The sequence below is a fragment of the Nostoc sp. genome, from assembly GCF_036917935.1.
In the GTDB taxonomy this organism is placed as follows: Bacteria; Cyanobacteriota; Cyanobacteriia; order Cyanobacteriales; family Nostocaceae; genus Nostoc.
This window is the reverse complement of sequence record NZ_JBALEL010000017.1, coordinates 109976-129209: the sequence shown is the minus strand read 5'-3', so window position 1 is coordinate 129209 and position 19234 is coordinate 109976. Positions and strand designations below refer to the sequence as shown.

Below are 19234 nucleotides of genomic sequence, written 5' to 3'. Positions count from 1 at the left end.
AGTTTTGTGAGAACAGCTGCTTCCTTTATGGAGGCGGCTGTTTTTTTGTGTCAAGATTCAGGTGTTTCAAACGAGAAAATAACGAAATGGAAGATTACCAAGCCGCTTTTATGCAGCGTCACCTTGATACTGAAATATTATCTAGAAAGGAATCGGAAAGAAGAGTAGCCGCTATGCACTTTGGAGGTGTAACCATTGAATGTTTATTAAAAGCAATGATTTTTGCTACCTTACCAAAGGGTGCAACTCAGGAATCGAAGACAGATTCTACTCATCCTGGGCATACTATTACTAATCCGGGACATAATTACATAGAAGCATTAAAGCGGCACAATCGACTTAAATCTAGAATTGATAATCGTCCTGAAGTGCGAAAATGGCTTAATGAAGTGGAAAATCCAAATAGCCAAAATTTTATAGATATGCGTTGTTGTGGCCTTGAGCCTAATGATGAAAGTTACACACGCTGGTTAAAAGCTTATCGAAGTCTCAAGGGGTGGTTACAAAAGCAAGCTACTCAACTTTAAAGAGGTGGTCAAATGCAGGAAAGTTGGCAGGTTTTGCTAAAACAGGAAATTACAAACCAGTATGTGCATAATTCAGAAGAATGGGTTGATTTAAATATTTCTACATCAGGTTTATTGAATTTGACTATTTTTATGAGCGTTCCTATTTACCAGAAGGAATAAAACCGAGTATTTCAATTGCAGAAATATTTGGTGAAGTGAGAATACCTAACGCTACAGGCAGATTATTTGTTGTTACTGCTGGTTGTCTTAATCTTGATTATGTCTCCAAGGTTGATGATCTTCATGCTACTACTGTTATTGATGGAGATCAAAGTCTTTGGTCTGTTTTCAAGCGTGAAATTTACGAGCAATTAAAACCAGATATTCTCTTAATTGATTCGAGAACTGGAATCAATCAATGGGGAGCTTTATCATTAATCGAAGCTGCTGACGAAGCAATTATTTTTCTTTTTCCTAATGAGCAAAACAAACAGGGCATAGAAGTACTTTTACAATCGCTTCAAAGCCTGAAAGAATTATCGATTAATTTTGTTTTTTCTCCTGTACCTGATGTTACTAAAAGAGGCTTGTCTAAAGTAAAAGAAATTAGTAAATCTTTGTTTAAAAGAATAAAAACAGTAATAAACTTATGGCGATCGCAGTTGTTAAACTCTTGTCTTGCCCAACAACTGGTATTCAGCCTTACTTAATTATTTGTGAGAAATAAGATCCCCGACTTGTTTGACAAGTCGGGGATCTGTGAGTTTCAATTTTTCCTAAAAATTTCATCACACTTCTGGCTCAATCCCCGCAGCCCGCAATTGTGCTGCTAGTCGTTCAGCGCGTTGTCGTTCTTGTTCAGCTAATTCTCCACCCCAAAGCAGAAGGTTTCCTTGTTTATCCCACCACCGTAACCACTTCCCTGTGCGGTTTTCACGAGTACCCTGCCATACTCCAACATAAAGATTCATTTCTGCTATCCAGTAGCGTTGATTTTCATCAGGCTCTTGCAAGACGTACTGTTCTGTGCTTTGTAAGCGATACATCTCGACACTGCCGCTATCTGGTTCAAAGATGATGTAGTTTGGTACTTTTAAGATGCGCTCGTAGAAAAACCATTTTCCTGGGGGATATGTCGCTTTGACAGAATACTCTGTCTCCTGTGTATCGGAAATAAATTCCATCACAATTACGGGAATATCACCTTGTAGTTGAGGGGTGTAACTGCGTGTTACTTCTTCTCTACTAACGTTAATTTTGGGAATAAAAGCCCAATCAGGGGCTTTAATGACTATTCTGTTGTTTAGGGTGACACAAATGCCGTAATTGGTTGTTGTTAGAGTGTTAGTTGAAATTTTTCCCGCTAATTGTAGGCTTTCTGTAAGTGCAGCAGCTAAGGCTGGTTGGTTGATGTTGTCCACTGGATCATCTGGGAGTTTGTAATCATCGGGTAGTTTTTCCCAAGTGATTTGGTAGCCTTGGGTGAGGACTGTCATGGTGGGTTATCCTTTGGTGTGTAAAAGGGACTGGGTTTTTACTCGTAAAAATTATGGAATTTGCTTTGAACCCTGCCAAATTTTGGAACAATTTCCCAGTACCCAGTAGTTACTCATCTTCATCGGGTTCTAAATCGTCGGCTGTCAATTCTTGATGGGGGATGGCGGCGATAATTGCATCTATGACTTTGGATACTGGTAATATCTCAATATTCAGATCAGGGAATTTTGTACCTTTTGGCACGATCGCTCTTTTGAATCCCAATTTAGCAGCTTCTTTTAACCGCAGTTCCATTTGAGAAACCGATCGCACTTGTCCGCCTAAGCCAACTTCACCGATTAATACTGTACCGGGATCAACGATGCGATCGCGGAAACTAGCAACGATCGCGATCGCTATTCCTAAATCTACCGCTGGTTCTTCCACATTCAACCCACCCGCAGAAGCAACGTAAGAATCTAACTTGGACATGGGAATTCCCACCCGTTTTTCTAAAACGGCGAGAATTTGCACTAAGCGGTTGTAGTCTACGCCAGTTCCAGCACGCCGGGGGGAAGGGTAGCTGGTGGGACTGACAAGAGCTTGCAACTCGACAACTATCGGGCGAGTTCCTTCGCAAGCAACGACAATGGCAGTACCGGGAGCGGGATCGTCACGGTTGCCTAAAAATAGCTCTGACGGGTTGGAGACTTCCCTTAATCCCTCCGCTACCATTTCAAAGATGCCGATTTCGTGAGTTGCGCCGAAGCGGTTTTTGACTGTGCGTAATAACCGATGGGAGGCAAAGCGATCGCCTTCAAAATACAACACCGTATCTACTAAATGTTCTAAGACTTTTGGCCCCGCGATCGCTCCTTCTTTGGTAACGTGTCCCACAATCAGCATGGTGACATCTTCGTGCTTCGCCACCTTCATCAATGCTGCTGTACATTCCCGTACCTGAGCTACTGAACCTGGTGCAGAAGTCAGCGCCGGAAAAAACACCGTTTGGATACTATCAATCACCGCCACATTTGGTTTAAGAGAGTCTATTTCCCGTAAAATTTCTTCTAAATCTGTTTCTGGCAGTACATATAAATCTGCACCTATACTGTCAGGGTCTATAGGAAGTGTAGTCTCTACTACTACAGTAACATTCTCCTCATTAACCACACTTAGGGGTTTTGATACTCCCAAACGAGAAGCTCGTAATTTTACTTGCTGTCCCGATTCTTCACCAGTTACGTAAAGGATGCGATATTTTTGTGCTAATTGATTAGATACTTGCAGTAATAAAGTCGATTTACCAATACCCGGATCGCCACCAATCAGCACCATAGAACCTGGGACAATGCCACCCCCAAGCACCCGATCCAATTCTTCATAACCAGACTCCCAGCGAGCAATTTGGCGATCGGTAATTTGGTCAAATGTTAAAGAGGCTCGCGCTTTAGCTGGTTTAGCGTGAGATTTGCCATTGCCTTGAGTTGATTGCCAACTACTTACTCCTCCCCGACTGGGTACATCTACTGAGGATTGAATAGAAATTTGTTCTTCTAGAGAGTTGTAAGTGCCGCAAGCTGGACACTTACCAAACCACTGGGGCGATTCTGCTCCACATTCGTTACAAGTGAAAAAGGTTTTTGGCTTTGCCATTATTAAATCTTATTAAATAATCTTAATATTTACTTAATTCTTGAAAAAAACTAAAAACCAATAATAGTAGTATTTAGAGCTTTTTCCAAATCAATTGATGGAATGATATCTTAATATTATGGTATTAAAAATTAATCATGTAAATTTTTAGTCAAGGAGCGTTGATAAACTTGGAAAGCCATAAAGAAAAAATCTTGGTGGTAGACGACGAGGCCAGCATTCGCCGGATTTTGGAAACGCGCCTTTCCATGATTGGCTACGATGTAGTGACGGCTGGTGACGGGGAAGAAGCTTTGGAAACTTTTCGCAAAACTGAGCCTGACCTGGTAGTTTTAGATGTAATGATGCCAAAGCTAGACGGCTATGGTGTATGTCAAGAATTACGAAAAGAATCAGATGTCCCCATTATTATGCTAACAGCCTTGGGTGATGTAGCCGATCGCATCACCGGGTTAGAATTGGGTGCTGATGACTATGTAGTTAAACCATTTTCCCCCAAGGAGCTAGAAGCCCGGATTCGCTCGGTGCTGCGGCGGGTAGACAAAACCAGTGCTTCTGGCATTCCTAGTTCTGGGGTGATCCATGTCGCTAATATTAAAATCGATACGAATAAGCGACAAGTCTACAAAGGCGATGAGCGAATTCGATTGACAGGTATGGAGTTCAGCTTGTTAGAGTTGTTAGTCAGTCGCTCTGGAGAAGCTTTTTCTCGTTCGGAAATTTTGCAGGAAGTTTGGGGTTACACACCAGAACGTCATGTGGATACCCGCGTAGTAGATGTGCATATATCCCGTTTGCGGGCAAAGTTAGAAGATGATCCTAGCAACCCAGAATTGATTCTCACAGCGCGGGGTACTGGTTATCTTTTCCAGCGAATTATTGAACCGGGGGAGGAGTGAGGAGATAAGGGAGCAGGGGGAGCAAGAATTTTAGATTTTAGATTTTGGATTTTAGATTGAAATTTAATCCAAAATTTAAAATTTAAAATCCAAAATTGAATTGCCCAATGCCCAATAACTAATGACTAAACCTGATCATAATCGAGTTTTGCGGCGTCTACCCATTGTCGTGGGTGGGCTAGGCGCTGTGCTTTTGCTGATTAACCGTTTATTAACACCGGAATTAACCCAGTCTCAATCGCGTGGTGATGTGGTGGGCGTGATTTTGAGTGCGGTGTTAATTTTGACGGGTTTAATTTGGCAGCAAGTTCAGCCGCGATCGCCTGATATTGTAGAACTAATTGGTGAAGTTGGTTTTGTACTCGCAGCAGATTTACCAGAAGCTGTAAAAACAGAGCTAGCCTGGGCATCTCATTTATTGTTGACTAATACAGTAACGCGATCGCTCGTAGTTTTTTATCAAGGTAAAGTTTTGTTGCGTCGCGGGGTTCTGGGTACTAAATCTGAAGTTGTACCAGGAGTAATCTTAAAACAGGTACTCGAAAAACAAAAGCCGATTTATCTAGTTGCTCTAAAAATATATCCAGGTAGGCTTGAATTTGATTACTTACCAGAAAATACTCAAGGTGTAATTTGTCAACCCATTGGCAACCAAGGTGTGCTAATTTTGGGAGCCAATGCTCCTCGCAGTTACACCAAACAAGATGAAAACTGGATTGCAGCAATTGCTGATAAACTTGCTGTTACTCTTAGTACTTAGGGTGTTCGCTAGTTTAGAAGTCAACCAATTTTGGTGAGACTTGGGGCTTAAGCCCCAAGTTCTGGAGCAAATCAGAGGTAATCGGTATTGGCAAGTCATTGAGCATCACAAGCGTATTTTGGATTACAAAATTTAATCTAAAATCTAAAATTTCTTCACCAAGAAGTCAAAAAATTCCACCCTTCTTTTTCTTCTGGTGTCTTTTCTTTTTTTTCTTCCGGTTCTTCGGGTGTCTTTAAATTTGTCTGTTGAATTAAATTATCATATTCTCCTGAATCAACCCATTTCAATAACTCGCCAGCCCGCATAACTACCCAAGAAAGCCCAGATTCTGTATAGCTTAATATTTTGGTGACTTTATCCACACTATCTAAGTTATTGGATGCAAACTCACGGGCTTGGACAAGGAAATCTTCGATTACAGCAGTAGTTAAGTACTCGTCTGGTAAACCCGCGAGTTTCATCAGTGTAGTAGTTGCTACGTCAATATCCTGACAAGCAAGCATTCCAGCCCGATCAGCAGTGAACCTAGCCATCATTCGCCAATTATACAGACCAAGTTCCATTCCACCAGCTACCAAGCCACCAATCCCCAGTGTGGTACTGCTCAACAAATTTTTCAAAGTTGGCATAACAATTGCCATTTGGTGATAAATCATGTGCTGACTCTTGATGCGAGCGATTTCGTGTCCAAAAATGTAAAGCAACTCATCTGCATCAAGCCACTCCATTGCATCTAAATTCATACCAACAAGGGGTTTTTCCACCCCAACAATGTAGGTTTCTATGTGACCTGTGCCTTGAAACAGATATAGTTCAGGAAGTGGAGCAACATCAAGAATTTGGCAGGTTTCTACAAATGCTTGATGTAATTGGGGAAAATTACGGGGCGAAATTCTGATTTCACTACCAAGGCTTTGCAGTCTGAGTAGGCGATCGATGCCGTATTCGTTAATTTTTTTGAGTAGCAGCGAGACACCGGGCATATTTTGCAAAGAAGCCAAGGCTTTGCGATCAAAAGGGTGTTCGTAGGCTGCTGAACTCAGTCCAGTTAATATTTTTCTCGTCATCGGTTTTGAGCTTTAAAATAGAAGTTTAGAAGCATTAGGCAAACTTACACCACAGTGTACTAGGGATTTGTCGCTATCTTGCCCAGATAGAATATACAGTAGAGGCGCACAGATGTGCGCCCCTACTGGGAAATTTGGAAATTTACAATTGATCTATGCAAATTATTTATTGGCTATTAGTTGCCGTAATGGTTGTGGGTATTATCGGTGCTGTAATTCCTGCCATTCCTGGTAGCAGCTTAATTTTAATTGCAATTATTGTCTGGGGAATCGTTAGTAGTTCCTTTGCAGCTATCAAGATTCCCCTAATTGTGACAGTTCTAGTTTTACTGCTCAGTGTCGGAGTGGATTTTTTAGCTAGCTATGTGGGAGCAAAACAAGCTGGAGCTAGCAAGTGGGGTCAAATTGGCGCAATTGTCGGTTTGGTGGTGGGATTTTTCGGATTATTGCCAACATTACCTTTTGGAGGCCCATTGTTAGGAATTTTACTAGGGCCGCTTTTGGGAGCAATTATTGGTGAGTACCTTTACCGACGTGAATTTGGGTTGGCGGTTAAAGCAGGTATAGGAATTGTAGTCGGATCTTTGGTTGGAAATTTGATTCAAGGGTTGTTAGCGATCGCAGCAGTTGTAGTTTTTGTTGTGACAACTTGGCCACAGGTATTTGGCTCTTAGAGGTTGTTTGAAAAGTGGTGACTGAGGTATCCAAAACTTTAGATCCTCCTAAATCCTCCGATAAATTGGAGGACTTTGAGAACGTTATTCCCCCCTTTTTAAGGGGGGCTAGGGGGGATCTAGATACAAGCGTAGACTTTTCAAACATCCTCTTAGCATTTCAAAGCTCTGACATATTTGAAAACAGCGGTAATAACTAGCAGTCAGGCTATTTATTGCAGACATTCAATTAGTTTAGGACTTACGCACTTTAAAAATTGAGCATCATCTGCATATCAAGCTTATTAAGATAAAAGTCTTGCCCTGCCTCCTTCCCTGGCTCTGCCTTCTAACGAGAGGTAATTCACATTTGGTTATGTCTGTCAATGCGTAAGTCCGATAGTTGACAAAAATTTTCCACCTTACACCAAGACAGCGGTTTCTCCCATTTCATCTATGGACAGGAGGAACCGCTACTTAGTGTATTACGCTTTGGATAAATCCCCTTTGTTTCAATACTTCTTGGATAAGCATTCTTCATCCCCTTTGTAGTCTGGGTAAAAGGTACAGTGACACCTTCAAAAAGTTTCCTAAATCTTCAAGGATTGAATATAGATATATTGCTTACTCTATTTATCTAAAAAATGGTTGAGTAATCTGCAAGAAGAAAAAATACTAATTGTGTTCAATGTACGGAAGTTAAGCAAATTAAATTCAAAGCTATTGCCTACAATTTCAACCCGATGAAATGATAAATAGTACGAAGAGCAGCTATACAATCAATTAAAATTTTATGAAGACTACTCATTAATTGAAGATGTAATGAAGACCACTAAGTAAATCTTGCATACTCAGAGTCTATGTGATTTTATGGAAATAAGAAATACGTCACGTAAGTGCCGCTTTCACTGACAGTATTTTAAATAAATTACTGATAGTACAAGTAACGCCATCACATTCTCTGTTCAAGATTATTATTAGGACTCTTAAATGATCATGATTGGTTTAAAATCTAAATTACTAAATGCTACCCTGGCTGCTACCGCTGCACTTCCCTTAGCTGCTGCTGGGTTCTTTACCTCTGCTGGTTCTGCTCAAGCTGCTGCACTCACAGGTGAGTTCAGTTTTGACGGTGGGATGACTGTGAATCCATTTGCCTCCAGCTTAGTAACATTGAAAAAAGATTCACTAACATTTACTCCAAATAGCATTATTGCAGATTCCAATGGAGTAAAGAGTACCCCAGTTGCTATTGCTGCTCAGACAGGAAGCTTCTCACGTTTCAATTCAGCCGGTATACGTGATATCATCTCCTTTGCAAGCGATACTGTGCAAAATCCATTTCTAGACCTTGGTAATCTGACAATTCCTGGTACCATTTTACCTGGGGAACATACAGCTTCTCTAGCCGATGGCAGGAACATCTTTACTTTGACATCTTCTGGTTATAAAATAACCCAGACTGGTGCAAACATTACTATAGCCGTTGATCTATTTGGGTACTTTACCAGCGTTACTGGAGAGATAACTAATGGAGCAGGAAGCTTATCTTTCCAAAGAAATAATACTACTATTGATCAAGCAAATTCAATTCTCAATACTGCTGGCGGCTCATTGAAGAATTTGACTTTTTCTGGTTCTACATTCACCACTTCCGTTCCTGAACCAGCTGCATTACTAGGCTTGGGTGCAGTAGGTGCAGTAATGGCGATGTCTCGCCGCCGCAAAAGTGTAGCTCAATAGGCTTATCCTAAGTATAAACAAGTTACTTTTAGTTGCTAAAAGTAACTCTAATTTATCTATTCGATCTGGCTGGAATACAAAATTTCACCAACCAGATCGAATTTTTTTCTACTGTCAGACAAATCTATATGAAAGGTGAATTTTCTTAACCTTATACCAATTTGAACAATGATTGCGACAGATGGAGCGCTAAAAGCGATTACCCGTAACTCTTTTTCTACGAGACGCATTCGCGTTCACAATCCAAAATCTAAAATCCAAAATGGTATTAGATAGACGTGAACTACTCAGACTTGGCTTCGCCTGAAGTCTGAGCTTCCCAATTCATCGGGAATAGCCATCAATTACTCCGTAGTTTTTTTGGTCTGACATTCCCTCCAAGGGCAGGAGTCCTGGTTCCCAAGACCCAAATCTTTCTCTTACGACATATACCTAAAAGCTAATGGTTTTCGCTTGTGGCATTGATGGTCAATATATTACCTATCTTACCAGAAAATCCTGGGGATTCGTCATACATCCAAAATTTGTTTTTGCACAGCAAAAAATCAATTCCAGATGCAATCCTCACTTCGTGACGCTTCGCGAACAACCAAGGCTCACAATCCCCATCTTAGGAGTACCTTGTTCGCGTTAGCGTCTCGCAGAGAAGATGGGGACTTCCGCGATACGTTAAACTGACTGCAAAGATTGTTTCGCTTCGTTTGCGATCGCATCTACTTCATCATCAGCCAGAGTTTCTAATATAGATTTGGCTTCTGGATTACTCAAACGAGCCAAGGCTTGTACAAGTCTGTAACGAATTTGCCAATCTGGATTGGTAGCATAGGGAGCCAATAGGGGAACTGCTTGTAAATCTCCCAAGTCACCCAAAGAACTAATAGCAGCAGTTTGGACTAATTCGTTTTCTGATGAGAGTGCCTCTTTGAGTAGTTCAAAGGCTCGTGGATCGCCTAACTCTCCTAATGTAGCAATAATACTGAATTGTATTAGCCATTCACTGGTTGTATAATAAAGCTGCTGCAAATCTTCAAAAGCTTCACGTAACTTCAGAGCGCCCAAACAGTCTGCTGCTGCTGCTTGTACATCTACTTCGGAGTCATTAAGCAAGCGATCGCGCAAAATATCCAAGGATAACTGTAAATCCTGCGTTCCTAGTGTATCCATTTGACTCACCGCTGAGTAACGGACACGGGAATTGGGATCGCCAATAGCACTTTGAATTAATTCAAAGCCAATCGCAGGTTCCAATTGGCGGATTTGATTTACTGCACGTAAGCGATCGCCTAAATCCTCAGAACTGAGCAATTGCTTAACAGACTCCGGAGTAATACTCATTTTGTTATCCTTGATTTTCAAAGGTGTAAAAAAGACAGACGCGATTAATCGCGTCTCTATTTTTGACTAATCTTGACTAGCCGCCATTGCCCGAATAATATCACCACGAGTGAGGATACCAATTACTTGTTGACCCGTGCCCTCAAGTACTGGCAAGCGGTGAACGCTGCGATCGTGCATGATTGTAGCTGCTTCTCTTAAAGTTTTATCAGGGGAAATAGCGATCGGGTTTTTACTCATCACCTCCCCAACGGTTTGCCCTAGAGCCTTGTGCAAATCACGATCATAAGTAGCAGGATTTTTTAAATAGATAACACTATCAAGAAACATAATGTACGCAGGTGGAGTAACACCAGTTTCTTGCCACATCAAATCGGTTTCCGAGATAATGCCCACCAATTTACCGAGATCATCCACAACAGGTAGTCCGCTGATGTGGCGTTCTGCGAGAATTTGGATAGCTTCCTTCAGTGGAGTTTCCTCCCGGACGACAATAGGATCGCGGCTCATCACATCGGCAACGGTTTTAGGCATTTATTTGTTGACACCTTAAATCAAAGTCCCTGCGCCTATTGTAGAAAATTGCGGGACTCAACCTGATGCAATTAATAGATTGTTACGGGATTGGGTATTGGGCATTGGTTATTCTCTTTATTCCCGTTGTCCCCAGTCCCTAGCCCCTAGCCCCTAGTCCCTTTTAATGCAGCAATAATTTGAGTGTTTGCTTTCGGAAAAGTAAACTGCTCTAGTTCTGCCAAAGTTACCCAGCGAATTTCATCCGATTCCAAAGGTTGGGGGACGCCTGTAAGATGGCGGCAGTGATGTACTGTGAGGGTAACACGCAAATTTGTATAGCTGTGGTCAATAGTAATCAGATGTTCTCCCACTTCAATTACTATTCCCAGTTCTTCGGAAATTTCCCGTTGAATACACTCGCTCATAGTTTCACCAGGTTCTATTTTACCACCAGGAAACTCCCACAAACCACCCATCGCTCCTTCTTTGCGACGGCGATCGATTAAAATTTGCTTTTGGTCATTCCAAATTACTGCAACACCAATGATTTTATGGGGTGGGAAAGAACTGGTTTCACTCATAGTTGAATGGGGAGTGGAGAAGAATTGCTGAATTTTGACTTCTGACTCTTGACTAATAACAAAACTCGGCAGACTAGTTGTAACTCTGCCGAGTTTTGATTTATTGCCAAGGTCGTCTACCGCTATTAGTTTATCCACAAATGTGCATTAATCATTTAGCAATACGCCTCTAGTTGAACTAATTACCAAATATACAGGAGTTCAAAGATAACCAAATCCAAAAACTTCGCCTTACTCTGCGCCAACCTCCGCGTTCCTCTGCGTCGAAATTTAAACCCTAATTCGTCACTATTTTTGGATATTTCAAAAAATTTAGCTGATGCATGAGTGGGAATCAGGGGCAAAAATTTCGCAGATGCTGATTTGAAATTCTGATCGGCGTGACTGTGACTAGCTATCAGCCCAACAATATTGAATTTCCCAAATCTTCTATTTTAATCAACTTCGCTGTTATTGGTTTCAGAACCTTGTAGGGCGATTTCAAAATTCATTCTCTGTTCAGCGTTACGCAAGAAATAACCACTAATCATCGCAGAAGCCAGAAGCCGACCCAGATTTTCCCGATTTGTGGTTACAGTAACACCAAAGTGTTCTGAAGGTAGATTACCCAACAGTCCTGTAATATTCCGTTCCATCACCTGAAACACTTCGGCAGATGTGGGTTTAGATAGCTGGGTAACTGCCTCTGGACTCAAGGATTTAACGTATTGCCATAGTAAATCGTTAGTTTCTGATTCGCTATTAAAAAATTCTGAGACGCGATTGGATGGGTTACTCATTTTTTAGCTCCTTAACTACCACTATTGGCTGCGGTGCTTGTGATTTGAATATTAAATGTCTGTTTTGGATTTGACTTAGTTATTTTGTCTTCCTGTCAACTAATGTAACAGCCTACCGTAAGAGTGGAAGTAGGTGTAACCGTACAAAAGTCAGCGTATTTTCTCACCCCAATAAATAGAGTAAGGAGTGAGGAGTTAATTAAAAACTCATCACTCCTAAATCCTAACTACTAACTTCCCCTAACTTGCCAAATATTCATCCATGTTGGCTTTAGACTTGCGAAGTTTAGTTAAAGCTTCCCGCTCAATTTGCCGCACTCGTTCTCGGCTGATATTGAGTATTTCACCGATTCTAGCCAGAGTCAGCGCTTGCCCATCAGTTAACCCAAAGCGCAGTGTGATTACTTCCCGCTGTTGTGGCGTGAGATCACCCATCAGGCGATCTAAGTCATAAGATAGGGAAGATTGCATCACAAACTCTTCTGGAGATGCTCCTGGATCTTCCAGCATTTCTCCGAGTTCGGTGTCGTAATTATCACCTAGCCGCAAATCCAAGGAAAGGGGCAAACGCGCCTTTTCTAGATACTCTCGTACTTGTTTGGGGGTCAATTCTAATTCGTCAGCTAGCTCACCAGCTGTCGGAGCGCGTCCCAATTTTTGAGATAATTGGCGCTGTGCCTTTTTAATCTTATTTAATTTTTCGGTTATGTGGATAGGCAGCCGAATGGTACGGGCTTTTTCGGCTATAGCACGAGTGATAGCTTGCCGAATCCACCAATAGGCATAAGTAGAAAATCTGTACCCTTTGGTAGGGTCAAACTTTTCTACACCCCGTTGCATACCAATACTACCTTCTTGAATCAAGTCCAGTAAATCGACGTTGCGCTTGATGTACTTTTTGGCAACGGACACTACCAGCCGCAAATTGGCTTCTACCATCTTGCGCTTGGCAATTTCACCATCTGCGATCGCTTCGTTCAACTCTGCTGGTTCTAGCTTTGTCGCTTTGGCCCACTCTTCTAGAGTCGGTTGACGACTTAACTGGGTGGCAAGACTTTCCCTTGATTCATGCAAAGCGCAGGAACGTTGCACCTGTTTACCATAGAAAATCTCTTCCTCGTGGGTTAAGAGTGGCACACGGCCAATCTCACGCAGGTAAGTCCGCACGAGGTCTGTGGCTGTCTGAGCGGTCTTCATGGCGCTACTCTTTGGTAATGATGGGTTTGGCGGTAGGGTCATTAAGGGATAGATGCTTTATTTATTAGGGTGCTACCCAGTCAGACTGGGAACCCATACTATGGTTTGCAATTTACGCGCCCGATAAACTCGGCTGCTTATAATAATCAAATTTAGGCTTCTTAACTGCTAAAACTACAGTTATTTCCTACTTATCACAAGTATCTACAGTTAGATAAAAGGTCGCTTTTTAAACATTTTTTTTATGGTAGCCTTATTAACAATTGTAACATTTATGAGAATGTTTTGGCTAGATGGCGACATGAAATTTCCTGGTTGTTCCAGTTCACCCAACGTTGCCCTCTATCTTAAGGTTGACTAGAAGTCAATTTAAGAAATTATCTGGTTCAAATAATTTTCCTCATATTTGTTAAAGTATCTCAATGAGAACTATATTCATTCTCTTATAACAATTGTTTAATTTTTTCTGGGAATTGGGATTGGGGATATCAGGTATTTGAAAAACTTTTTCCTAGTCCCCAGTCCCTAGTCCCTAGTCCCCAGTCCCTAGTCCCCAGTCCCTAGTCCCCAGTCCCTAGTCCTTGGCACAGTAATCTTGGATGGTTTTAACGTCCAAAGTCGTATTTTGTAAGGAACGGATGGCGGCGACGGTAGCTTTTGCGCCGGCAATGGTAGTAATAATGGGAATTTTGTAAGCTAAGGCTGTACGGCGGATTAACCTAGCATCAGTCTGGGCTTCTTCCCCTGATGGTGTGTTGATAATAAGTTGGATTTTCTGATTTTTGATCGCATCTAGGACGTGGGGACGACCTTCATGGAGTTTTAAGACTAATTCAATATTTAACCCCTGTTCAAGAAGAACTCGGCGTGTACCAAGGGTCGCCATCACTCTAAAGCCCAAATCGATAAATTCCTTCACCACACCACTTGCAGCAGCTTTATCGCGATCGCTCATTGATACAAATACAGTTCCCGTCAGTGGTAAACGCTCCCCAGCACCCAATTCCGCTTTGGCAAAGGCCCGGCCAAAGTCGCTATCAATCCCCATCACCTCACCAGTGGATCTCATTTCTGGGCCCAATATTGTATCAGTTCCGGGGAATTTATTAAAGGGTAATACAGCTTCTTTTACAGCAATGTGGGTTGGGATGACTTCCTCTGTGAAGTGTAGCTCCTCTAAGGTTTTACCCGACATAATCAAGGATGCTAATTTCGCCAACTGTATGCCCGTTGCTTTTGATACAAAGGGCACTGTGCGAGAGGCGCGGGGATTAGCTTCCAGAATGTAAACTTGGGGAGAATAGCTGCTTGCGCCGACAACAGCAAATTGAATATTCATCAACCCTACCACTGACAGCGCTTGTGCTAGCTGCACTGTCCAAGTGCGAATTTGATTGAGAACTGCTGGTGATAGGGAAATGGAAGGTAAGGAACAAGCGGAATCTCCTGAGTGAATCCCCGCTTGCTCGATGTGTTCCATGATGCCACCAATCACCACCCTTCCTGTATGATCGGCGATCGCATCGACATCGACTTCAATCGCGTTTTCCAAAAACTTATCAATCAAAATTGGATGTTCTGGTTCCACTAGTACCGCAAAGGTCATGTAGCGTTCCAACTCAGCATCGGAATAGACGATTTCCATCGCCCGTCCCCCCAACACATAGCTGGGACGTACCACCACTGGATAGCCAATGCGTTTGGCGACAATCAGCGCGTCTTCGTAACTCCGAGCGATACCATTAGGCGGTTGGGCGATATTCAACTGTTGGAGAATCTTTTCAAACCGTTCCCGGTTTTCTGCCATGTCGATGGAATCTGGTGATGTACCCCAAATTTTAGTGATCAGTCCAGAAGTGTTATTGCTAAGAAACTCTTGTAATGGGATAGCCAACTTTAGCGGTGTTTGGCCGCCAAACTGGATAATTACCCCAACTGGATTTTCAGTTTCGATGATGTTAAGGACATCTTCTTTTGTTAAAGGCTCAAAGTAAAGGCGATCGCTAGTATCGTAGTCGGTCGAAACTGTCTCTGGGTTAGAGTTGACCATAATTGTCTCATACCCCGCATCCTTCAAGGCATAAGCGGCGTGACAACAACAATAATCAAACTCAATTCCCTGCCCAATGCGGTTGGGGCCACCACCCAAAATCAACACTTTTGGCTTGGTTGCGGGCATTACCTCTGTTTCTTCTTCGTAGGTAGAATAGTAGTAGGGGGTAAAGGCTTCAAACTCAGCGGCGCAGGTATCCACTGTTTTATAAACTGGGATGATTCCTAATGACTTGCGGTAGGCGCGAACTTCATCTTCGGTGGTTTTGGTGGCATAAGCAATCTGGCGATCGCTATATCCGTCCCGCTTCACTTCATAAAGTTGCTCTTTTGTCAATTGCTGCAAAGGTGTTCGCTTCAGGAATTTTTCGACATCTAGGAGTTGCTGCAATTTATCTAGGAACCATCGGTCAATACCAGTGAGTTCATAGATTTCTTCAATGGTTATCCCTTGTTGCAAGGCATGACGCACGGAGAAAATGCGATCGGGGTTAGGTGTCCGCAGTTGGGCGCGGATTTGTTCACCACTGGGTAATTTTTCGGCTTTGTCGCAACCCCAACCAGCGCGTCCTGTTTCGAGCGATCGCAGTGCCTTTTGGAAGGATTCGTTAAATGTGCGTCCAATTGCCATTGCTTCCCCGACAGACTTCATTTGGGTTGTCAGCACTGGTTCTGAACCAGGGAACTTTTCAAAGGCGAAGCGGGGGATTTTTGTTACTACATAGTCAATTGTTGGCTCAAAGGACGCGGGAGTTTTCTTGGTGATGTCATTTTGAATTTCATTCAGGGTGTAGCCCACAGCCAATTTTGCGGCAATTTTAGCGATCGGGAAACCTGTAGCTTTGGAAGATAAAGCCGAACTGCGGGAAACACGGGGGTTCATCTCAATTACAACTACATCCCCATTAACCGGATTAACGGCAAATTGGATATTAGAACCGCCAGTTTCCACACCGATCTCGCGGATGATTTTAATTGCCATATCCCGCAGCCTTTGATATTCTTTATCAGTGAGGGTTTGCGCGGGAGCGACGGTAATTGAGTCCCCGGTGTGGATGCCCATAGGATCAAGGTTTTCGATGGAGCAGATAATCACCACGTTATCTGCTAAATCACGCATCACTTCGAGTTCATATTCTTTCCAGCCGAGTAAAGACTGGTCAATGAGAATTTGTGAAACGGGACTGGCATCTATACCAACCTGTGCCATTTCTTCAAATTCTTCTTGGTTGTAGGCAATACCGCCGCCACTTCCTCCCATTGTGAAAGCTGGACGAATAATTAGGGGATAAGTACCAATTTGGCGGGCAACAGCTTTGGCTTCTTCTAAAGATTCGGCTGTGTCGCTAGGACACACAGCTATCCCGATCCTGGCCATTGCCTGACCAAAAAGTTTTCGATCTTCGGCTTTTTCGATGGCTGGTAGTTTAGCGCCGATTAACTCAACACCGTACTTTTCCAACACCCCATTTTTGGCTAAAGCAACGGCGAGGTTGAGGGCGGTTTGTCCTCCCATCGTCGGTAGTAGAGCATCGGGGCGTTCTTTCTCAATGACTTTTTCGACCAATTCCGGTATCAGCGGCTCAATGTAAGTGCGATCGGCCGTTTCCGGGTCGGTCATAATCGTTGCAGGGTTGGAGTTGACCAAAACCACTTCATAGCCTTCTTCTCGCAGCGCTTTGCAGGCTTGAGTGCCAGAGTAGTCAAACTCACAGGCTTGTCCAATCACAATTGGGCCAGAGCCTAACAGTAGAATCTTCCGGAGGTCGTCACGGCGGGGCATAGTCGTTGCCTTGGAATACGAGAATACAAATCCTGATCATTTTAAGGGTCTTTACCCCCTGTGGTGCTTTTTATTATTAACTTTTCTAAGTTTGATGACAAAAAGGGGATAAGGGGACAAGGCGAACAAAGAGAATAACCAATACCCGATGCCCTTCAGGAGTGCTGAATTGGGAATCTCACTTATTTACTCATATCGGGCTAAACCCTAGCTATTCGCTAACGGAACTGTTTTGCTCAATCCCCAATGCAGGCCCCATAGCCGAATGGCACTAAGTTAAGATACAGCCCTTGCCCTAACTGGTCTAACTGGTTCCCAGCCTCTAGGCTCTTAACCCATCCTGGGAGGGCTGCCGCCTCCTCTTTCTTGACCAGAGGCAGCAGCCCTCTCGGAATACATTCCCAGTCTTAAGACTGGGAACGAGGCGACACAAGCCTTTGGGCTTTTCTTAGTGCTATTCCCCCATACCCAAAGATTATTTTATTTTGTATTTCTAATTTTATTTAATTGTGACGCTCAAATTTCTAAAGCTTTTGCGAATCTTTATTATTTAAGCTAATGAACTTTGCAACAATTAATGATTTATTTTGGCATATATCTGTCTCCTGATTAAGCACAGATATATTACTTAGATAAAAATCCATATTAACTAGCTAATTGCAAAATATTTGCAACGTTAAATATTATGTAAATATGTTTACTTGGATTAAAAATGGCAGAGAGATAGGAATACCATCTTCTGCCATTTTTTATAATATTTTAAGAGTTGGCGCTGCCAAATTTTTCTTTCAGTCTAGGTAGACAAATCTAGATGATGAGAGTTTTAGCTTTGAGCAGCTTGGACAAACCCTAAAGTTAAGCTGTCTTTAGCGAGGAAGTGAGACAAATGATAAGCACGTTCCTCAGTTTTCAACAAAATCTTTTCGTACAAATAGCGTGTACCCCGATCGCCTAAACTCTCTGCCTGAGCAGCTTGGCGGCGAATTACGCCAAGAATGGCTTGTTCTGCGGCTAGATCATTTTCCACCATTTGGCGAGAGGCATATACGCCTTCAGATTCTTGCTCAAAACAGGTTAATTCTGCTAATTTGCTAAAGGTAGCTACTGGCACACCACCTAGTCCATCCAAGCGTTCTCCAATTTCATGGATGTGGTCTTGTACTTGGTTGTAGCTTTCGTTAAAAAACTCATGCAGAGAATAAAATTCTGAGCCTTCAACTACAAAATGGTGCTTTTGGTACTGCAAGTACAGTGCCTGGAAACTAGCTAATACAACGTTAAATCCTTCTGTAACTGGAGCCGTTACGCTGTGATCCAGCAACACCGGATTGTCATATACATGACCAAAGTTCCGTAACAAAGTTTGCGTTTCAGACATTGCTCTCCTCCCTATTTAGCAATTATAGATTTTAACTGCTTATTCCTTACATATTAACATTTTAATAATAAGAGCAAGCCAATTCGCCATCACAAGATTTTGTATTTTTACATACCAAAAGTCTCAAGTTTCTTGTTTGGTAGATAATGGTACGCTCATTCAGTTGTGTATATTTTTCATTCTTCTTGACATACAGACTTAAATGTGGATTCTCCTCAAGGGAAGTGGGGAAGATAGAGTAGAATTATCTCCCTCATCTCCCTTGTCCCAACATCAAGCGTTAATTGTTGGATTTCGTTCCTCAACCCAACCGACGCAGGTTAAGGTTTTTATGCCTAACATCAAGCGTATTGCCCTTTGTGCCCCTCATCTCCCTCATGGGATGATTGCAAGAATTTTATTTTTTTTGCAAAATTAATGAGAATTCTTTGCACTTAAGGTATGCTGGTTTGAAGAGGTTAAACTACTAACACTTTCAAAAAGCAGGGACTTAAATGGCGGTAGTTACTGCAAGTTTGTTGCACTTTGAGGGCAATTCTCTTGAAATCGTATAGTTCAGAAATAGAAATAAACCACCTTGTAGAGGTGAATTGGGTAGACCGCTGGCAAGTCTATCAACGCCTAAAGGAGTTAGACATTCCCTGTAGTTGTGCGCCTAACCAGCCATTAAAAGTTGAAATTGGCAATCCGATTGCGGCTGTTCAACTTTGGAATGTGATCCGGCGATTTACAGCCTCTCGCCAAGACCAGATTTGGACTCTTGAGTGCTGCTGGCAAAGTCGCTACCAACAGTTCTAATCTGTGGCTACTGCTGAGAATCTCTCGCTTGATAGCTTGTATTAGTTAA

Annotated in this window: 18 protein-coding genes; 8 read left to right on the top strand and 10 right to left on the bottom strand. The window is 42.5% G+C overall.

Translation table 11 applies throughout. The features are described 5' to 3' along the window. Positions 1–86: 86 nt before the first annotated feature. From V7K62_RS08160 to V7K62_RS08150, 3 genes are read left to right on the top strand one after another with little or no spacing between them, the layout of a single operon-like run. Complete coding sequence (locus tag V7K62_RS08160; RefSeq protein ID WP_334863417.1) at positions 87–527, top strand: hypothetical protein; 441 nt, start codon at positions 87–89, stop codon at positions 525–527. A gap of 12 nt (positions 528–539) precedes the next feature. Then, the gene (locus V7K62_RS08155) at positions 540–689 is read left to right on the top strand and encodes a hypothetical protein (RefSeq protein ID WP_334863416.1); all 150 of its coding nucleotides are present in this window, start codon (positions 540–542) and stop codon (positions 687–689) included. Positions 690–724: 35 nt separating this feature from the next. After that, positions 725–1219: a hypothetical protein gene (locus V7K62_RS08150; protein WP_334863415.1), complete on the top strand. Its 495-nt coding sequence runs from the start codon at positions 725–727 to the stop codon at positions 1217–1219. 78 nt (positions 1220–1297) lie between these two features. Here the strand turns inward: V7K62_RS08150 and V7K62_RS08145 are convergent, their stop codons facing one another. Together V7K62_RS08145 and radA are read right to left on the bottom strand one after the other, a co-directional pair. Continuing rightward, positions 1298–2005 (bottom strand): Uma2 family endonuclease, encoded by a 708-nt coding sequence (locus V7K62_RS08145; RefSeq protein WP_334863414.1) that lies wholly within the window; start codon positions 2003–2005, stop codon positions 1298–1300. Between the two features lie 109 nt (positions 2006–2114). Next, a complete protein-coding gene (gene radA / locus V7K62_RS08140; protein ID WP_334863413.1) occupies positions 2115–3641 on the bottom strand; it encodes a DNA repair protein RadA in 1527 nt (508 codons plus the stop codon). A 170-nt stretch (positions 3642–3811) separates the two neighbouring features. On the opposite strand from radA, the gene rpaB reads away from it, so the two are divergent. Both rpaB and V7K62_RS08130 read left to right on the top strand, forming a co-directional pair. Next, positions 3812–4540 (top strand): response regulator transcription factor RpaB, encoded by a 729-nt coding sequence (rpaB, locus tag V7K62_RS08135; RefSeq protein ID WP_292717362.1) that lies wholly within the window; start codon positions 3812–3814, stop codon positions 4538–4540. A 121-nt stretch (positions 4541–4661) separates the two neighbouring features. Continuing rightward, positions 4662–5300: a cofactor assembly of complex C subunit B gene (locus V7K62_RS08130; RefSeq protein WP_334863412.1), complete on the top strand. Its 639-nt coding sequence runs from the start codon at positions 4662–4664 to the stop codon at positions 5298–5300. 155 nt (positions 5301–5455) lie between these two features. Here the strand turns inward: V7K62_RS08130 and V7K62_RS08125 are convergent, their stop codons facing one another. Next, on the bottom strand, positions 5456–6370 hold the full coding sequence (locus tag V7K62_RS08125) for a M48 family metallopeptidase (protein ID WP_334863411.1): 915 nt from the start codon (positions 6368–6370) through the stop codon (positions 5456–5458). A gap of 155 nt (positions 6371–6525) precedes the next feature. Between V7K62_RS08125 and V7K62_RS08120 the strand changes: the two genes are divergently transcribed. Together V7K62_RS08120 and V7K62_RS08115 are read left to right on the top strand one after the other, a co-directional pair. Next, positions 6526–7044 carry a DUF456 domain-containing protein gene (locus V7K62_RS08120; RefSeq protein WP_334863410.1) on the top strand — a complete coding sequence of 173 codons (519 nt, stop codon included), beginning with the start codon at positions 6526–6528 and terminating at the stop codon, positions 7042–7044. 969 nt (positions 7045–8013) lie between these two features. Next, entirely contained in the window at positions 8014–8766 is a 753-nt protein-coding gene (locus V7K62_RS08115) for a PEP-CTERM sorting domain-containing protein (protein ID WP_334863409.1), read from the top strand. Positions 8767–9435: 669 nt separating this feature from the next. On the opposite strand, the gene nblB is transcribed toward V7K62_RS08115, so the two are convergent. From nblB to V7K62_RS08080, 7 genes are all read right to left on the bottom strand, one after another. Beyond that, entirely contained in the window at positions 9436–10101 is a 666-nt protein-coding gene (gene nblB, locus V7K62_RS08110; protein WP_334863408.1) for a phycobilisome degradation protein NblB, read from the bottom strand. Between the two features lie 66 nt (positions 10102–10167). Further along, positions 10168–10635, bottom strand: a complete 468-nt coding sequence (locus tag V7K62_RS08105; RefSeq protein ID WP_334863407.1) for a CBS domain-containing protein — start codon at positions 10633–10635, stop codon at positions 10168–10170. Positions 10636–10781: 146 nt separating this feature from the next. Further along, complete coding sequence (gene mutT / locus V7K62_RS08100; RefSeq protein WP_334863486.1) at positions 10782–11198, bottom strand: 8-oxo-dGTP diphosphatase MutT; 417 nt, start codon at positions 11196–11198, stop codon at positions 10782–10784. 434 nt (positions 11199–11632) lie between these two features. Next, the gene (locus V7K62_RS08095) at positions 11633–11977 is read right to left on the bottom strand and encodes a DUF760 domain-containing protein (protein ID WP_292724732.1); all 345 of its coding nucleotides are present in this window, start codon (positions 11975–11977) and stop codon (positions 11633–11635) included. Between the two features lie 240 nt (positions 11978–12217). Next, the gene (locus V7K62_RS08090; protein ID WP_334863406.1) at positions 12218–13174 is read right to left on the bottom strand and encodes an RNA polymerase sigma factor, RpoD/SigA family; all 957 of its coding nucleotides are present in this window, start codon (positions 13172–13174) and stop codon (positions 12218–12220) included. A 574-nt stretch (positions 13175–13748) separates the two neighbouring features. Further along, positions 13749–17009: a carbamoyl-phosphate synthase large subunit gene (gene carB, locus V7K62_RS08085; RefSeq protein ID WP_334863405.1), complete on the bottom strand. Its 3261-nt coding sequence runs from the start codon at positions 17007–17009 to the stop codon at positions 13749–13751. An 823-nt stretch (positions 17010–17832) separates the two neighbouring features. Then, complete coding sequence (locus V7K62_RS08080; protein WP_334863404.1) at positions 17833–18387, bottom strand: Dps family protein; 555 nt, start codon at positions 18385–18387, stop codon at positions 17833–17835. Between the two features lie 540 nt (positions 18388–18927). Between V7K62_RS08080 and V7K62_RS08075 the strand changes: the two genes are divergently transcribed. Next, on the top strand, positions 18928–19185 hold the full coding sequence (locus V7K62_RS08075) for an Asr1405/Asl0597 family protein (RefSeq protein ID WP_334863403.1): 258 nt from the start codon (positions 18928–18930) through the stop codon (positions 19183–19185). Positions 19186–19234: the final 49 nt, after the last annotated feature.